Raw genomic sequence first — 15,801 nt, forward strand, 5'->3', positions numbered from 1 at the left:
CCTCAGGCGCACCACCCACCGGCGGCGCCAGGCTTGCGGGCAAGACCCTCGGTAATCAGTTGAGTGCCCAAGGAGCGGCCGCCGCGCGAAATCACGTGCGGCGCACCGGAACTGGCAGGCTTGCCGGCAGCGTTCATGATGAAGGGCCCGGCATTCAGAAATTTGAGCAGCCTCGATTTTGCGGCAAAGCCGATCCTCCGCTCGCCTTCGCAACGCGCGGCGCCGACATCGGGCACTACCATGTCCGCGACCAGGATCTTCTCGCCCTTGTACCAGAATATCCCACCGTCTCCGACGCAGTTCATATGCTCCCCCTGCCCACAATAGCCGAAGGCGGCGCGCGCGTTTTGCGGGCCGGCGGGTGAGGTCGCCGTTGAGGAGAGCTTCACAGGCTGCGCGGCAGGAACAGGAACGGCTTCGGGCGGCACGGGACGCTGCGGCTGCGAAGCAATGGCCTGCCTCGGCGCGCTCTTGGCGACAGCCGCTTTCGGCGAATCCGCCTTGATTGCAGCGGTAATCGCGGCTGTGTCCGGCGCCCGTGAGGCAAGAATCGGGCGCACGCTCTTCCAGTTGTCGTAAAGCGCGATACTGCCTACGGCAACGACACCGGCGAAGAGCCAGGGCAAGGCTCCACCATGGCCCCTGCCCTTCGATTTTGCGGATGATTTGCGGCGGCGGCCGCGAGTTGCAGTTCTAGCCATCTGGTCCGAATCCCGTGATGGGCCGATTATCGCCTCCCAATCCTTTCCGAAAGGTTGGCATGGAGCCGCAACGTCGAAGCGGACGAACAAAGAGCCACAGAAGACGTTAGCCCCGCGAAGAAATGTTCACCGAAGGGAGCGCCTTTTCCATGGATATCGTTTTTGCCGACATTTTCCCTGAATCCCGTATTCATTACCCGGTGATCTTTGCCCGGCTCATCGGCGCGATTGTGCTGGGCGGCATCATCGGCTTCGAACGCGAGGCGCAAAACCATGCAGCGGGTCTGCGGACCCATATTCTGGTGAGTCTTGCGGCAGCGCTTTTCGGCATCATTTCCATCGAATCCGTGCATATGCCGGGCTTTGCCAACGATCAGCAGGTCCGCATCGACCCGCTGCGCGTCATCGAGGCCGTGACGGCGGGCGTCGCGTTTCTGGCCGCGGGCATGATCGTCTTTTCCAGAGGCAGGGTGAAGGGCCTGACGACGGGAGCAGGCATGTGGCTCTCAGGCGCGATCGGCCTTGCCATGGGCTTCGGCTATTGGCCGGTTGCCTTCTTCGCGACGGCGGCAGCAGTCTGCGTGCTCTTTGCTCTGGGTAAGATGGAGCAGCGCCTGGAGCGGAATTCCGGAAAGCAGCCGCCACCCGAAGACGATGCCGACTCATAAAAAACGCCCGGTATGCCGGGCGCGCTATCGGCGATGAGAATTAGCCAGTCTTCCCTCTTGAACTGTCCTTGTCTCCAGGCGCGCTCGTTTCGCCATGAGCAATAATTCCGGATGCCGTTTCGCGCTTCTGGATATCAATGCCGTTCTCGGAGGCCTCTTTGAGGGCCTGCCACTCGTTTTCGTGTTTCAGATAGATGTCCTGCGGCACGAGATCAGTCGTCATGGAGTCCTCACATCTTTGTCCGGGCCTTAAATGCAAAAGCCCCGACGTCGGTTCCCGCGCCGCCTGAAAAATCATTCGGCGCGCCGTTTGCGGCCTTTGGACGCTGCAAGGTCTGGACCGCCTTTTGAAAGATCGCCGCCGGTCACATGAGCCGGAACGTGAATGTCGTCCATCGGCGTCTGCGGCAGCGTCAGATCGACATGGTGCGGCGGCAGCACCTGCACCTTCTGCATGCGGTTCGGCTTTGCCCGCTTCATGCGGTCTGCCGCTTCCGTACGCTTGTCGGGAGAATGGGTCGAAGTCTGCATTCGTGGTCCCTCCTTTTTTATCGCGCCGGCAATGGCGTTCCATTGCTCAACCAGAGCCTAACGGGCGGGCGACTGCATGGTTCCAAAGAAAAGCTTCGGCGCAGACTGCGGCCGCCTTGACTGGCGCCACAGGTTGACTACCTAGAAGGCTGTCCGCGGCCAAAACGATGCGCATGGTTGCCCCCCGTGCAAAAGCATCGGCTGCCGGACAAACACTGGTGCCGGGCCCCTCTGGCGAGAGTTTTTACGGCGCTCTCGTGATGTCGGTACCGCCTGCAAATAGCCGGCGGATTTTCACTCGATGAAAAAGCTCACAATGCCTCGCGCGCATATCCCTTACGATATGCCGCGTTTTTCACTCACATCATCCTTCAAGAACGATGTCCGCATCAAAGAGGTGCGGCCATGAAGCAACCCATCAGCCATCAATCCACGCTCGGCTATTTCCGCTGGGCTTTCATCATCACGGCCGTTGGCCTGGCGCTCGGCGCTTTGCTGGGCTGGCAGTCAACCGGCACGATCAGCGGCATGGCGACTATCTTCTTTATCTGCACGGTTCTGGCCGTGCTGGAGATTTCCCTCTCCTTCGACAACGCGATCGTAAACGCCAACAAGCTCAAGGAAATGACGCCTGTCTGGCAGCATCGGTTCCTGACCTGGGGCATTATCATTGCCGTCTTCGGCATGCGCATCGTCTTTCCGCTGGCAATCGTGGCGATAGCCGCAAGTATCGGCCCGATCGACGCCGTGATCCTCGCCGCACGGCAACCGGCTGAATATGCGCGCATCATGAACGAAGCCCATCTGCCAATCGCCGCCTTCGGCGGGACCTTTCTTCTGATGGTCGGCCTTTCTTACTTCTTCGACCCTGAGAAGGACGTCCATTGGATTGTCTCTGTTGAAAAACTGATGTCGCGCGGTGCCACGGTCAAAGGCATCGAAATCGCCTTCGTTCTCTTATTGATCCTCACTTTCGCTTCATTGCTTGAAGGCCAAGAATCGACGACCTTCGTCTACAGCGCGATCTACGGCCTTGTCACATTCCTGGTGGTCGAAGTCATTGGCGCACTGCTGGACGCCTCGCAAAAGGCCATGGCAGAAGCGGCACGCGGTGGGCTTGGCGCATTCATCTATCTTGAGGTTCTGGATGCAAGCTTCTCGTTCGACGGCGTCATTGGCGCCTTCGCCCTGACGCAGAACCTTTTCATCATCGCCATCGGTCTGGGCATCGGCGCGATGTATGTACGCTCGATGACGATCATGCTCGTCGAAAACGGAACGCTGACGCATTACCGCTACCTGGAGCACGGCGCGTTTTACGCGATCCTGATCCTTGCGATCATCATGTACGTCCAGACCCTCTTCCACATTCCGGAAGTGGTCACCGGTCTCGGCGGTGCAGCGCTCATCGGTGTTTCGCTCTGGTCCTCGATCCGCCACAACAAGCGGAAGGAAGCCCGTGCGAAAGCAGCGAAGGCGCAGGCCGAAGTCCATTCACCTGCCCGCGAGCGGCTGGAGGCCTGACATTTCCGAAGCCGCAGCGTTTGCATGCGTTGCGGCCTGACGGACAAAAATAAAGCCCGCGACCAACCGGTTGCGGGCTGTTTCATGCGTGATGTATCGGGAAATTAACGCCCGAAATGGTCGAAGGCGTCCGGTGCGATACCGAGAACCTTGAGGTCCCGGGGCTTCGGACGGCGACCCGCTTCGAATGCAGCGCTTACAGCATTTGCGGCGCCGATGACTGCGAAGGCACGGCCGAAGAAACCTTCCCGAATGGACTTGCTGTAGGAGGACATTGTCTTTCTCGCTTTGGCTTCATTATTGACATCTCATATATGATGCGCTGCAGCATTTTCCACAAGTGATGGGATTTCAGGCCTGCCATGCAAAAACAAGCGGCCGGCCCATGTTTCAGGGCCGGCCGCAAGAAAGGGTTCGAGCAGTATTATTCTTCTTTAGTCTTCGCTTGCAGCAAGTTGCGAAAGAACTTCGCCGCGGCCGCGTATTCTCAAGATCAACGGGATGATGAAGGCCGCAGCCGCAACGATCAGCAACCCGGCTGCGATCGGCGACGTGACAAGCGTCGTCACATCGCCCTGGCTGATGGCGAGCGCCCGGCGGAGCTGCTGTTCGGCAAGCGGCCCGAGAATCAAGCCGACAACCACCGGGGCGATCGGATAGCCGAAGAGCCGCATGATATAGCCAAGTACGCCAAACGCGAGCAGCATGCCGAGCTCGAACACCGAGGGATTGGCGCCGATGGTACCAAGCGTCGCAAACAGCAGGATGCCGGCATAAAGCCAGGGCTTCGGGATCGTCAGCAGGCGGACCCAAAGCCCGATCAGCGGCAGGTTCAGAACCAGCAGCATGGCATTGGCGATGAGCAGGCTGGCGATCAGGCCCCATACGAGCTGCGGATTGTTCGCAAACAGCAGCGGACCGGGTTGCAGGCCGTATTGCTGGAAGCCGGCGAGCATGATCGCCGCCGTCGCCGTCGTCGGCAGGCCGAGCGTCAGGAGCGGCACCAGCGTACCGGCTGCCGATGCGTTGTTTGCCGCCTCCGGGCCTGCTACGCCTTCGATCGCACCGTGACCGAATTCTTCGGGGTTCTTCGCCAGGCGTTTCTCGGTCGCGTAAGAGAGGAACGTGCCGATTTCGGCACCGCCAGCCGGCATTGCACCGATCGGGAAGCCGATCAAGGTACCACGCAGCCATGCCTTCCAGGAGCGGCCCCAATCCTGGGCCGTCATCCAAAGAGAACCCTTGACCGCTTCGACCTTGTCCTCGCCGCGATTGCCTTGGGCTGCGATATAGAGCGTCTCCCCGATCGCGAACATGGCAACCGCAAGCGTGGTCACTTCGATGCCGTCCAGAAGATCCGGAATGCCGAAGGAAAGACGTGCCTGGCCGGTCTGCTGATCGATGCCGACCATCGCCAGCGCAAAGCCGATGAAAAGCGACGTCAGCCCGCGAAGCGCCGAATCGCCGAAAGCGGACGAAACGGTCACGAAGGCGAGTATCATCAGAGCGAAATATTCACGCGGCCCGAAGATCAGCGCCAGTTTGACGATGTAGGGCGCGATGAAGGCAAGGCCGAGCGTGGCTATGAGGCCGGCCACGAACGAACCGATCGCCGCTGTCGCCAGCGCCGGACCGCCGCGACCCGCGCGCGCCATCTTGTTACCCTCGAGCGCAGTCACGATCGAGGCGCTTTCACCCGGCGTATTGAGCAGGATGGAGGTCGTCGAGCCGCCATACATGCCGCCGTAGTAGATACCGGCAAACATGATCAGCGAACCGGCCGGGTCGAGCTTGTAGGTGACGGGGAGAAGAAGGGCAACGGTCAGCGCCGGGCCGATGCCCGGCAGAACGCCGACCGCGGTGCCAAGCGTGACACCGACGAACGCATAAAGAAGGTTCATCGGCTGCATGGCGACCAGGATGCCCTGGAAGAGGAATTCGAAGGTGCTCATCGCATCCAATCCTAGAAGAAGAGTCTCTCGAAGGGTCCGGCAGGCAGCGTAAGCTGCAGCAGCTGCGAGAAAATGATCCAGACGACGAAGCTGAAGACGATACCCGCCGGGATCGAAAGCCAGAGCTTGCGACGCCCAAAGCCGCGCGCCGTGAAGGCAAAGAGAATGCCTGTGGCAATCGAGAAGCCGGCCGTCTTCAGAAGCAGCATTTGCGCTGCAAGACCGGCAACAATCCAGATGACGGGAGCGACTTCCTGATGTTCCCGCTCGGGAAACTCATTGCGCAACGCCTCGAAGACGGTCCAGATGCCGAGGCCGATCAACCCGAACGCCACGACCTTGGGCGCGGTAGCCGGGCCGATGCGAGCATATTGGGCGATCGCTCTCATATGCGTGGCGTCCCAAAGCATGACGGCCGCAACGACGAAAAGACAGATAGCAATGATCAGCGCCGCCCAATCCGGGCGGCGCTTCGTTGCCAAGGGTGCGTTGCCCCTGCTCATTTAACAAGCCCGATCTCTTTGAGGATGCCTTCGGTTGCGGAGACGTCCTTCTCGAGCTGCGCCTTGAAGGCATCGCCTGCGAGGTATGTGTCGGCCCAGCCCTTCGTCTTTAGGATTTCCTGCCAGCCTGCCGACTTGGAAAGCTTGTCGAAATCAGCGGTGACGGCAGCCGTCTGCTCAGGCGTCAGGCCGGGAGCGGCGGCGACCATCCGCCAGTTCTGCACGCTGACATCGACGCCAGATTCCTTCAGCGTCGGAGCGTCGACACCGTCAATGCGCTTATCGCTCGAGACGGCGAGCAGGCGGAGCTGCCCGGCCTTCACCTGCGATTCGAACTCGCCATAGCCTGAAATGCCGGCCGTCACCTGTCCGCCGAGAATAGCGGCAAGCGCCTCACCGCCGCCCGAGAAGGCGACATAGTTGATCTTCGTCGGATCGACGCCGGAGGCCTTCGCGATGAGACCGACCGCGATGTGGTCGGTACCGCCGGCCGAGCCGCCACCCCAGGACACCGAACCCGGATCAGCCTTCAGCTTGGCAACGAGGTCACCCATCGTCTTGATGTCGGACGATGCCGGAACGACGATGGCCTCATACTCGCCGGTCAGGCGAGCGATCGGTGTGACGTCCTTCAGCGTGACAGGTGACTGGTTGGTGAGAATCGCGCCGACCATGACATAGCCGCCAACGATCAGGGCGTTCGGATTGCCGCTATTCTGGCTGGCGAACTGCGCCAGACCGATGGTGCCGCCGGCGCCTGGAACGTTCTGAACCTGAACATTGCCAGAGATGCCTTCCTTCTGCATGACGGTCTGCAGCGAGCGGGCCGTCTGATCCCAACCGCCGCCGGGTGCGGCAGGGGCCATGATGGTGTAGTCGGCCGAATAGGCCGGCAGCGCGATAGCGGCTGCGAAAAGCGTAGCAAGGAAAGTATGCTTCACGATGTGTCCTCCGTGATCGCGGTGAGCGCCGCGTATTGTTCTCAAGGGAATCGAGAAGCGTTGCCGGGCAGCGGACATTGATGGTCCGCAATAGCGACGGAGACTCCTCCCGAAACGTCTACTCTCCGCCTCCACGAAGAGAAGTACCAGAACCGCACCACATCAAGCTGTCATTTAGCTGACATCGGCAGGATATCCAGCACCAAGGACACTTTTTTGCCGTAATTCAAGCATGAGCGCCCGGTTATGCCGGTGGCGTGCATCCCAAATCCGCTCCAATAAAGCAGGTAGGTGCGAAGGCTATCCCACCTATTGTGTCCGCAGCACCTCGTTCCAATGGGCGATCAGCCGCGCGCGCTTGACCTGGTCGAGATAGACCATCAGGCCCGGGCTGACCGGAACGGGCCTGAGCTGGGCGCCGAGAAGCTCCTGCATGGTGTTGGCCGTATTCTCGCCCGCAACCTCGGGGCTGACCGCCGGGATCTGGAGTTTTCGGGCCATGATCGTCTGTCCTTCCTTCGACATGAAGAAGGTGAGATATTGCCGCCCGAGTTCCGGCTCCGCGGCAGCCTGCGGCACCAGCCCGATGCGCGACATCACGACTGTATAATCCTTCGGCAGCACGATGCCGACATCGGGGTGCCGCGACGCCCAGTCCGCCGCATAGGAGCCGAGAATGTTGTAGCCGAGCACGAAGCGCCCGTCGGCTACCCTCTCCAGGATCGCCGAACTCGTCGAATAGAGCTTGACGCCCGCAGCCCCCATCGCCCGGATCACCGACCAGATGTCCCCGAACTGCTCCTGGTCGCGCGCCATGAACAGAAAGCCGACGCCGGAGCGTTCGATGTCATAGGTGCCGATGCGGCCGTAAACCGCGTTGCCTTTGCGCTTCAGGTAATCGACGAATTCCGCCCGTGAACTTGGCACCGGTTCATGCAAGAAGCTCGGCTTGTGATAGACGAAGACGGCCGGCTCGAAGGTGAGTGCATAGGCCGTGTTGCGCCAGTTTGCCCATTTCGGCCATTGTCCGCTCATCGGCAGATTGCTGACCTGCGCATAGCCGTCGTTGGAGAGCTTGACCTGCAGGTCCATCGCTGATGAAAAGGCGAAATCCGCCGTTTTCTTCCCGGCATCCGTCTCCCGCACGATCCGGTCATAGATCTCGCCCGTCAGCATGTCTTCATAACGCACGGCGACATCCGGATTGGCTTCCTGAAAGCCATGGATCATCGGCTGGGCGAGAGGCTCGTCGAGCGAGGAATAAACCGTCAGCACCCGCGCATCAGCCTTGCCGGATTTCGCGGGATAAAAGGCCTGATCCGCGGCTGCAAAACCGGGACAGAGCAGAAGCAGCAGAACAAGAAGTCTCCTCATGAGGGCAGAATGCATCACCACGCTTCAGCGGGCAAGGACGAGTAATTGCGGGCGCTGTCTCGCAACGCGACAAGAGCATTAAAAGACGCTAAGCTAATTTAGACAACCGTATGGAGGGGATATTGGAACGACGGCTGAGTGCCATACTCGCTGCCGACGTGGTGGGTTATAGCCGTCTGATGGGTATCGACGAGACCGGTACCCTGCAGGCGCTCAACCGCCACCGCTGCGAACTGATCGATGTCAGGATCTCCGACTACAAAGGGCGCATCTTCAAGCTGACCGGCGACGGAATGCTCGCGGAATTCCAAAGTGTGGTAAACGCTGTCGCCTGCGCTGTCGAAATCCAGCGCGAGATGGCTGTGCGCAACAAAGGCGTCCCGCAGGATCAGCGCATCGAATTGCGGATCGGCATCAATCTCGGCGATGTTGTCATCGAGAACGACGACGTCTTCGGCGACGGCGTAAACGTCGCAGCTCGGCTCGAGCGCCTTGCTTCGGCGGGTGGCATTGTCGTTTCCGGCTCGGTTCGCGATCAGGTCGGCACGCGCCTCAATATCGGTTTCGAGTTCCAAGGTGAGCAATCTCTGAAGAACATCAAGCAGACTGTGTCGGTGTTCACGGTTCTCCTCGATCCGCCTTCTGCAACGGCCGGTGCGTCGGACGACCAAACCCGCAATACCTGCTTTATTGCCGTTCTGCCTTTCACCAACATGAGCGGCGATCCCGAGCAGGAGTATTTCGCGGACGGCATCACGGAAGACATCATTACCGACCTCTCCAAGATATCGAGCCTGCACGTCGTGCCGCGGCACACTGTCTTCACCTACAAAGGGAGTTCGCTGAAGGTAAAGCAGCTCGCCCACGAACTTGGCGTGCGATACATTCTCCAGGGTAGCGTCCGCATCGCCGGCGCGCGTGTGCGCATATCCGGCCATCTCATCGATACGGCGAACGGCGACCATCTGTGGGCCGATCGCTACGACCGGAATCTCACCGATATCTTCGCGATCCAGGACGAGATCACCAATTCGATCGTCGGCCAGCTCAAGATCCGGCTCCTGCCGGCCGAGAAGAAGGCCATCGCCGCCGAACCCACGGCCAATATCGAGGCCTATACCTACTACCTGCGAGGCCGCCAGCTATCGCACACCTGGACGAAGTCGTATCTGCAGCTTGCCCGCAGGATGTTCTGCAAGGCTGTCGAGCTGGATCCTGATTATGCGCGCGCCTATGCGGGTATTGCCGATTGCGATGCGGCCATACGCGATTGGGACCCTGAAAATGTCCCTCTCGAAAACATCCTGCAGATGAGCGCCCGCGCCCTCGAACTCGATCCTGATCTCGCGGAGGCCCATGCCTCCCGAGGTCTGGCCTTGCATCAGAACGGCCAGGATCAGCAGGCCATTGCAGCCTTCGAGCGGGCACTTGCACTTGAACCCAATCTTTATGAAGCGAACTTCCACTATGCGCGATTCTTCTTCATGCGCGGCGATTTCGCCAACGCCGTCCGCTACTTCACGCGCGCGGCGCACATCCGCACGGACGACTATGTCTCACCCATTCATTTGATGAGCGCCCACCGCTCGCTCGGCCGCATGTCGGATACGGAAAACTGGGCCAAGCTCGGGCTGCTGCGAGCGGAACGCGCACTGAATCTCAGTCCGGAAAATTCAGGACCGGCCCATCGCGGCGCCCTGGCGCTGGCGCATCTCGGAGACAGGGCGAGGGCAAGGGATTGGGCCGCCCGCGCCATCGCGATCGATCCCGACGACATCGTTGCGCAATACAATCTCGCTTGCGTCTACTCCGTCCTCGGCGACGTGGACGAAGCGATTGATATTCTGGAGAGGCTGATGCCGCGAAGCTCGGTCTACCACATCAAATGGTTCGATAACGACTCCGATCTGGATAACATCCGCAGCGACCAGCGCTTCCAGAAACTCCTGCTGGCAGCGCAGGAGGAGCAACCCCGGGAGGTCGCTGAATAGAGCAATTGAGGCGCCAAACTCGCGTTGCTTGAATGACGCCGGGTTTTCTTTTGCCGCTGATGACATCCCCATTCACGGGCTGTAATCTTCTTTGTTGAACAACAGGAAACCACCCGTGCGCATTCTCCTTACCGAAGACAATATCGCGCTGGCCGACGGCCTGTCCGCGATCTTGCGCGGTACGGGGCATGCCGTCGATGTCGTCCACGACGGCGCATCCGCCAATGCAGTCATCGCGGCAGAAAATTTTGATCTCGTGATCCTCGACCTCAACCTGCCCGAGATGGACGGGCTGGACGTGTTGCGCAGCATGCGCGCCCGGCAGAACCAGGCGGCCGTCCTAATTCTGACTGCACGCGGAGCGCCGGAGGAGCGGGTCAGAGGCCTCGACCTCGGCGCCGACGATTACCTTATCAAGCCGTTCGACATTACCGAATTCGAGGCGCGCGTGCGCGTGCTGCTCCGGCGCCAGGCGGGCCTGCATTCGGCGACGGTGATGTACGGCTGCGTGTCCTTCGACCTCAAGTCCCGCACCTTTTCCGCCGGCAATATGCAGCTTGATATTCCCGCTCGCGAAGTCGGACTGCTTGAAATCCTCTTCATGCGTGCCGGCAAAGTCGTGTCCAAAGAGGCAATCACCCAGTCGTTGACGGCCTTCGACGATGACATTTCCACCAATGCGATCGAGCAATATGTCAGCCGGCTGCGCAAGCGCCTGGCACCGCATGGATTGACCGTGAAGACCGCGCGCGGCATCGGCTACTATCTCGACAAGCTTCCCGAGGCCTCATGAAAGCCGCCTATTCGCTGAGGCGCCGGCTGCTTTTCTGGCTGCTGATCTCCACCGCCATCATCGGCACGCTGGCGCTCGCCGACACATACCGGGAGGCGGTCGAGACCTCGAACATTGTTTCAGACCGTGTGCTTGCCGGTTCGGCGCTCGCCATTGCCGAGCGCGTCGTCGTGGCAGAGGACGGCGCTCTGGAAGTCGACATTCCCTATGTCGCGCTGGAAATGCTGACATCGGCCGCTCAGGACCGGGTGTTCTACCGCGTCGATGGTCCGCCCGGCAAATTCATTACCGGCTACCAGGCGCTTCCGGTTCTCAAGGAAACCAAGGGCGACGCAGCCGTCTTCGCAGACGATATTTTCCGCGGCGAGCCGATCCGCGTCGCGACGCTGGAGCGCTCCGCCTCAACCGGCATCCGCTCGGTTCCGTTTGTTGTCACCGTCGCGGAAACGACGATCGCCCGCCGTCAGCTGGCACGCGCGATCCTTTTCCGTTCGGCTGTCCGCCTTGCCTTCATGATCGCCGGTGCAGCCGTGATCGTCTGGATCTCGGTCACGGTCGCGCTCCGCCCGCTCTACAAGCTCCGGGACGCGATCGGCGAGCGCAGCCCGGACGACTTGCATCCGATCGAGCAATCGGTACCGAGCGAGGTGCAGCCACTGGTGGATACGGTGAACAGCTTCATGGTGCGCCTGCAGTCAGCCCTTGACGCGCTCCGGAATTTCACCGGCAATGCCAGCCATCAATTACGCACACCGCTTGCCATCATCCGAACTCAGCTCGCGCTTTCCGCCCGCGCCGCAACGCTGCCTGAAGCGCAGGACTCGGCCTTGAAAGGCGACCAGGCCGTCGCGCACGCCGAACGCATTCTCGCCCAGCTGCTGCTGATGGCAAAAATCGACGCCGCAACAGCCAAGGAGGCCCTGGCGGCCTCGACGATCGACATCGCCGCCATCGCCCAGGAGATTACCGGCGAACTGATCCCTCAAGCCGCGGAGGCCGGTATCGATCTCGGCTTTGAGGGGGATGGACATGCGATGATCCGCGCCGAACCCCTGCTGATCGGCGAGCTGCTGCGCAATCTTGCGGGCAACGCCATCGCATATGCCGGCAAGAGCGCCGAGGTTACCGTGCGGATTGCGCAGGATGGCGAAACCGTACGCCTCGAGGTTGAAGACAATGGTCCCGGTATCGCGCCGGAAAAGCTCGACGCCGTGCGCCGCCGCTTTTCGCGCGGCAACGACTCCGAGGCGCCGGGCGCCGGCCTCGGCCTCCCAATCGTCGAGGAAATCGCCAATCTTTTCAATGCGACGCTCACGCTCGCGCCTGCGACCAGCGGCAAGGGGCTCAAAGCCGCCGTCGCCTTTGCAAAAGTGTCGTAAAGGCTTCGCGGCGTTAACCTTTCCGCCTTGCTTTCTTTCGTTGCATTGCACACTATCGCGTCGGGAACAGCAAATGCCGCATAACGATGTGGCGTCGGACAAGGCAAAATATGTCGATCAAAGCCAGTATCTATCATCTGACGCACTACAAATACGACAGGCCGGTCCGCCTTGGGCCGCAGGTCATCCGCCTCAAGCCCGCCTCGCATTCAAAAACGCACGTGCTCAGTCATTCGCTGAAGGTCACGCCGTCGAACCATTTCGTGAACCTGCAGCAGGACCCCTACGGGAATTATCTTGCCCGCTATGTCTTTCCCGACCCGGTGACCGAATTCAAGATCGAGGTCGATCTCGTCGCCGACATGACGGTCTACAACCCCTTCGACTTCTTCGTCGAAGAAGAGGCCACCAAATGGCCCTTCGACTATCCGCAGACGATCCAGGAAGACCTCTCGATCTACATGAAACCGGAGGTCCCCGGCCCGCGGCTCAAGGCTTTCCTCGAAACGCTCGACTATTCGCCGGGCCAGCCGACCGTTGACATGATCGTCGGCCTCAACGCCCGCCTGCAGCAGCAGATCGGCTATGTCATCCGCATGGAGGCCGGCGTCCAGACGCCGGAAGACACGCTTGAAAGCGCCAGAGGCTCCTGCCGTGATACGAGTTGGCTGCTCGTTCAGGTTCTCCGTCACCTTGGCCTCGCCGCCCGCTTCGTCTCCGGCTACCTCATTCAGTTGACGCCCGACCTGAAGGCCCTTGACGGCCCCTCCGGTACGGAGGTCGATTTCACCGACCTGCATGCCTGGGCCGAAGTCTATCTACCCGGCGCCGGCTGGGTCGGCCTCGATCCGACATCCGGGCTGCTCACCGGCGAAAGCCACATCCCGCTCGCCGCAACCCCGCATTATAGCAACGCCGCCCCGATCTCCGGCGGCTATTTCGGCGAAGCCAATACCGAGTTCGCCTTCGACATGAAGGTCGCCCGTGTCGCCGAACATCCGCGCATCACCAAGCCCTTCTCCGAGGAGAGCTGGAACGAGCTCGACGCACTTGGCAAAAAAGTGGATCGTATCCTCAAAGCAGAAGATGTGCGCTTAACGATGGGCGGCGAGCCCACTTTCGTGTCGATCGACGATTTCGAATCCGAAGAGTGGAATACCGCCGCCGTAGGCCCGACCAAGCGGGAGAAAGCCGACAGCCTGATCCGCAGGCTGCGCCAGCGCTTCGCCCCGGGCGGCTTCCTGCATTACGGACAGGGCAAGTGGTATCCCGGCGAAAGCCTGCCGCGCTGGACCTTCTCACTCTACTGGCGCAAGGACGGAAAGCCGATCTGGCAGAATCCGGATTTGATCGCAGTAGAAGGCGCTGACACCGTCGCCAAGGCGGAAGACGCCGAGCGGCTGCTCACCGGCATCGCGCGCGAGCTGGCGATTACGCCTGATATGGTGCTGCCGGCCTATGAGGATCCCGCCGAGTGGATCGTCAAGGAGGGAAGCCTTCCCGAAAATGTCGATCCGTCGAACTCCAAGCTGAAGGATCCGGAAGAACGCAACCGCATCGCCCGCGTTTTCGAACGTGGCCTGACGGTTCCGACAGGTTATATCCTTCCCGTTCAAGCCTGGAATGCTCAGGCTTCAGGGCACCGCTGGATCAGCGAGAAATGGCAGACCCGGCGCGGCAAGATTTTCCTCGTCCCAGGCGACAGCCCTGTCGGATACCGTCTGCCGCTTGGTACGCTCCCTTACGTGCCGCCATCGCAATATCCCTATATCCACATCGCCGACCCATCGATCCCGCGCCAGCCCCTGCCCGAAGTTTTCGTGCCCGCCGGCCGCGCCATGCCGGAGGCCTCCTTCCAGCGCGACGAGAGCGGCCAGAGCCGTGTGGAACAGACGCTCGGCGAAATCGGCGGCGCGGTTCGCACGGCGATATCGGTCGAGCCGCGCGACGGCCGGCTTTGCGTCTTCATGCCGCCCGTCGAGCGCATTGAAGACTATCTCGAACTCATCGCAGCCGCCGAAAACGCAGCGGCCGAACTTGGGCTTGCCGTCCATATCGAGGGCTATTCGCCGCCTCAGGACGAGCGCATCAATGTCATTCGTGTCGCACCGGATCCAGGCGTCATCGAGGTGAATATCCACCCCGCCTCGAACTGGCAGGATTGCGTCGCAATCACCACCGCGATCTACGAAGAAGCGCGGGTGACGCGTCTCGGCGCCGACAAGTTCATGATCGACGGCCGTCACACGGGCACGGGCGGCGGCAACCATGTCGTCGTCGGCGGCGCCAATCCGAACGACAGCCCGTTCCTGCGCCGGCCCGACCTCTTGAAGAGCCTCGTGCTGCATTGGCAGCGCCATCCCTCGCTCTCCTATCTCTTCTCCGGCATGTTCATCGGACCGACCAGCCAGGCGCCGCGCATCGACGAGGCCAGGCACGACAGCCTGTACGAGTTGGAAATCGCCCTCGCCCAGGTGCCCGCACCCGGCCGCGGCCTGTCGCCGCTTCCCTGGCTGACCGACCGCCTGTTCCGCAATCTCCTGATCGACGTGACGGGCAACACCCACCGTGCGGAAATCTGCATCGACAAGCTGTTTTCGCCGGATGGGCCGACCGGACGTCTCGGTCTCGTAGAGTTCCGCGGCTTCGAAATGCCCCCGAATGCGCGCATGTCGCTCGCTCAGCAATTGATGGTCCGCGCCCTCATTGCCCGCTTCTGGAAAAATCCCGCCGACGGCAAGTTCGTGCGCTGGGGCACTTCCCTGCACGATCGCTTCATGCTGCCGCATTTCGTCTGGGCCGATTTCCTGGATGTGCTTGCCGATCTCAAAGAAAACGGCTTCGAGGTCAGCCCGGAGTGGTTCAAGGCACAACTCGAATTCCGCTTCCCCTTCTGCGGCGAAGTGGAATACGAGGGCTCGAAACTCGAGCTTCGCCAGGCGCTCGAACCCTGGCACGTCATGGGCGAGGAAGGCGCGATTGGCGGCACCGTTCGATATGTCGATAGCTCGGTCGAACGACTTCAGGTTCGCCTCGAAACCAGTAATTCCTCGCGCTACACCGTCACCTGCAACGGCCGAACGGTGCCGCTGACACCGACAGGGACGTCCGGCGTGTCCGTCGCCGGCGTCCGCTTCAAGGCGTGGCAGCCGGCCTCGGGCCTGCATCCGGTCCTGCCGGTGAATACGCCGCTGACATTTGACATTTATGATACATGGTCGAAGCGTTCGATCGGCGGCTGCATCTATCATGTTGCCCATCCGGGCGGGCGCAACTATGACACCTTCCCGGTAAACGGCAACGAAGCGGAAGCAAGGCGGCTCTCCCGATTCGAACCGTGGGGACATACGGCGGGCGGCTTCATTCCGCGCGCCGAGATCGGTTCGCCGGAATTCCCGCTGACGCTGGATCTCCGCAGGCCGGCAGGCATTTGACGAGCTAGGT

14 protein-coding genes are annotated in these 15,801 nt (G+C 61.0%); 6 read left to right on the top strand and 8 right to left on the bottom strand.

Going from position 1 to position 15,801, the window contains the following annotated elements; all coding sequences use genetic code 11:
• Positions 1 to 2: 2 nt before the first annotated feature.
• Positions 3 to 701: a hypothetical protein gene (locus ISN39_RS16140; protein WP_194728192.1), complete on the bottom strand. Its 699-nt coding sequence runs from the start codon at positions 699 to 701 to the stop codon at positions 3 to 5.
• A 149-nt stretch (positions 702 to 850) separates the two neighbouring features.
• On the opposite strand from ISN39_RS16140, the gene ISN39_RS16145 reads away from it, so the two are divergent.
• Positions 851 to 1,369 (top strand): MgtC/SapB family protein, encoded by a 519-nt coding sequence (locus ISN39_RS16145; RefSeq protein ID WP_194728193.1) that lies wholly within the window; start codon positions 851 to 853, stop codon positions 1,367 to 1,369.
• Between the two features lie 40 nt (positions 1,370 to 1,409).
• Here ISN39_RS16145 and ISN39_RS16150 read toward each other — a convergent pair whose 3' ends face one another.
• Positions 1,410 to 1,592, bottom strand: coding sequence for a hypothetical protein (locus ISN39_RS16150; protein ID WP_074069667.1), 183 nt, complete (start codon positions 1,590 to 1,592; stop codon positions 1,410 to 1,412).
• A 71-nt stretch (positions 1,593 to 1,663) separates the two neighbouring features.
• Positions 1,664 to 1,900 (bottom strand): hypothetical protein, encoded by a 237-nt coding sequence (locus ISN39_RS16155; RefSeq protein WP_074069668.1) that lies wholly within the window; start codon positions 1,898 to 1,900, stop codon positions 1,664 to 1,666.
• A gap of 405 nt (positions 1,901 to 2,305) precedes the next feature.
• On the opposite strand from ISN39_RS16155, the gene ISN39_RS16160 reads away from it, so the two are divergent.
• Positions 2,306 to 3,424: a DUF475 domain-containing protein gene (locus ISN39_RS16160; protein ID WP_194728194.1), complete on the top strand. Its 1,119-nt coding sequence runs from the start codon at positions 2,306 to 2,308 to the stop codon at positions 3,422 to 3,424.
• 104 nt (positions 3,425 to 3,528) lie between these two features.
• Here ISN39_RS16160 and ISN39_RS16165 read toward each other — a convergent pair whose 3' ends face one another.
• The 5 genes from ISN39_RS16165 to ISN39_RS16185 form a co-directional block, all read right to left on the bottom strand.
• On the bottom strand, positions 3,529 to 3,699 hold the full coding sequence (locus ISN39_RS16165; protein ID WP_166677317.1) for a hypothetical protein: 171 nt from the start codon (positions 3,697 to 3,699) through the stop codon (positions 3,529 to 3,531).
• Between the two features lie 159 nt (positions 3,700 to 3,858).
• Entirely contained in the window at positions 3,859 to 5,376 is a 1,518-nt protein-coding gene (locus ISN39_RS16170) for a tripartite tricarboxylate transporter permease (RefSeq protein WP_039846994.1), read from the bottom strand.
• Positions 5,377 to 5,387: 11 nt separating this feature from the next.
• A complete protein-coding gene (locus ISN39_RS16175) occupies positions 5,388 to 5,879 on the bottom strand; it encodes a tripartite tricarboxylate transporter TctB family protein (RefSeq protein ID WP_022715865.1) in 492 nt (163 codons plus the stop codon).
• Positions 5,876 to 6,820, bottom strand: a complete 945-nt coding sequence (locus ISN39_RS16180; protein WP_074069670.1) for a tripartite tricarboxylate transporter substrate binding protein — start codon at positions 6,818 to 6,820, stop codon at positions 5,876 to 5,878. Before ISN39_RS16180 ends, ISN39_RS16175 begins: the two co-directional genes overlap by 4 nt.
• 309 nt (positions 6,821 to 7,129) lie before the next feature.
• A complete protein-coding gene (locus ISN39_RS16185; protein ID WP_074070431.1) occupies positions 7,130 to 8,176 on the bottom strand; it encodes an ABC transporter substrate-binding protein in 1,047 nt (348 codons plus the stop codon).
• A gap of 140 nt (positions 8,177 to 8,316) precedes the next feature.
• On the opposite strand from ISN39_RS16185, the gene ISN39_RS16190 reads away from it, so the two are divergent.
• The 4 genes from ISN39_RS16190 to ISN39_RS16205 all read left to right on the top strand — a co-directional run bounded on the left by ISN39_RS16190 (position 8,317) and on the right by ISN39_RS16205 (position 15,791).
• Positions 8,317 to 10,185 (top strand): tetratricopeptide repeat protein, encoded by a 1,869-nt coding sequence (locus tag ISN39_RS16190; RefSeq protein ID WP_194728195.1) that lies wholly within the window; start codon positions 8,317 to 8,319, stop codon positions 10,183 to 10,185.
• Positions 10,186 to 10,300: 115 nt separating this feature from the next.
• On the top strand, positions 10,301 to 10,978 hold the full coding sequence (locus ISN39_RS16195; RefSeq protein ID WP_039846099.1) for a response regulator transcription factor: 678 nt from the start codon (positions 10,301 to 10,303) through the stop codon (positions 10,976 to 10,978).
• Positions 10,975 to 12,357: a sensor histidine kinase gene (locus tag ISN39_RS16200; RefSeq protein ID WP_194728196.1), complete on the top strand. Its 1,383-nt coding sequence runs from the start codon at positions 10,975 to 10,977 to the stop codon at positions 12,355 to 12,357. The genes ISN39_RS16195 and ISN39_RS16200 overlap by 4 nt, the downstream gene beginning before the upstream one ends.
• A gap of 110 nt (positions 12,358 to 12,467) precedes the next feature.
• Positions 12,468 to 15,791 (top strand): transglutaminase family protein, encoded by a 3,324-nt coding sequence (locus ISN39_RS16205; protein ID WP_194728197.1) that lies wholly within the window; start codon positions 12,468 to 12,470, stop codon positions 15,789 to 15,791.
• Positions 15,792 to 15,801: the final 10 nt, after the last annotated feature.

Origin of the sequence: Rhizobium sp. 007, assembly GCF_015353075.1 — a bacterium.
Lineage (GTDB): Bacteria > Pseudomonadota > Alphaproteobacteria > Rhizobiales > Rhizobiaceae > Rhizobium.

Excerpts from the sequence above, each read along its gene's own strand:
- ISN39_RS16140 (WP_194728192.1), bottom strand. The coding sequence starts at position 701 with ATGGCTAGAACTGCAACTCGCGGCCGCCGCCGCAAATCATCCGCAAAA.
- ISN39_RS16165 (WP_166677317.1), bottom strand. The coding sequence starts at position 3,699 with ATGTCCTCCTACAGCAAGTCCATTCGGGAAGGTTTCTTCGGCCGTGCC.
- ISN39_RS16175 (WP_022715865.1), bottom strand. The coding sequence starts at position 5,879 with ATGAGCAGGGGCAACGCACCCTTGGCAACGAAGCGCCGCCCGGATTGG.
- ISN39_RS16155 (WP_074069668.1), bottom strand. The coding sequence starts at position 1,900 with ATGCAGACTTCGACCCATTCTCCCGACAAGCGTACGGAAGCGGCAGAC.
- ISN39_RS16145 (WP_194728193.1), top strand. The coding sequence starts at position 851 with ATGGATATCGTTTTTGCCGACATTTTCCCTGAATCCCGTATTCATTAC.
- ISN39_RS16150 (WP_074069667.1), bottom strand. The coding sequence starts at position 1,592 with ATGACGACTGATCTCGTGCCGCAGGACATCTATCTGAAACACGAAAAC.
- ISN39_RS16205 (WP_194728197.1), top strand. The coding sequence starts at position 12,468 with ATGTCGATCAAAGCCAGTATCTATCATCTGACGCACTACAAATACGAC.
- ISN39_RS16170 (WP_039846994.1), bottom strand. The coding sequence starts at position 5,376 with ATGAGCACCTTCGAATTCCTCTTCCAGGGCATCCTGGTCGCCATGCAG.
- ISN39_RS16200 (WP_194728196.1), top strand. The coding sequence starts at position 10,975 with ATGAAAGCCGCCTATTCGCTGAGGCGCCGGCTGCTTTTCTGGCTGCTG.
- ISN39_RS16160 (WP_194728194.1), top strand. The coding sequence starts at position 2,306 with ATGAAGCAACCCATCAGCCATCAATCCACGCTCGGCTATTTCCGCTGG.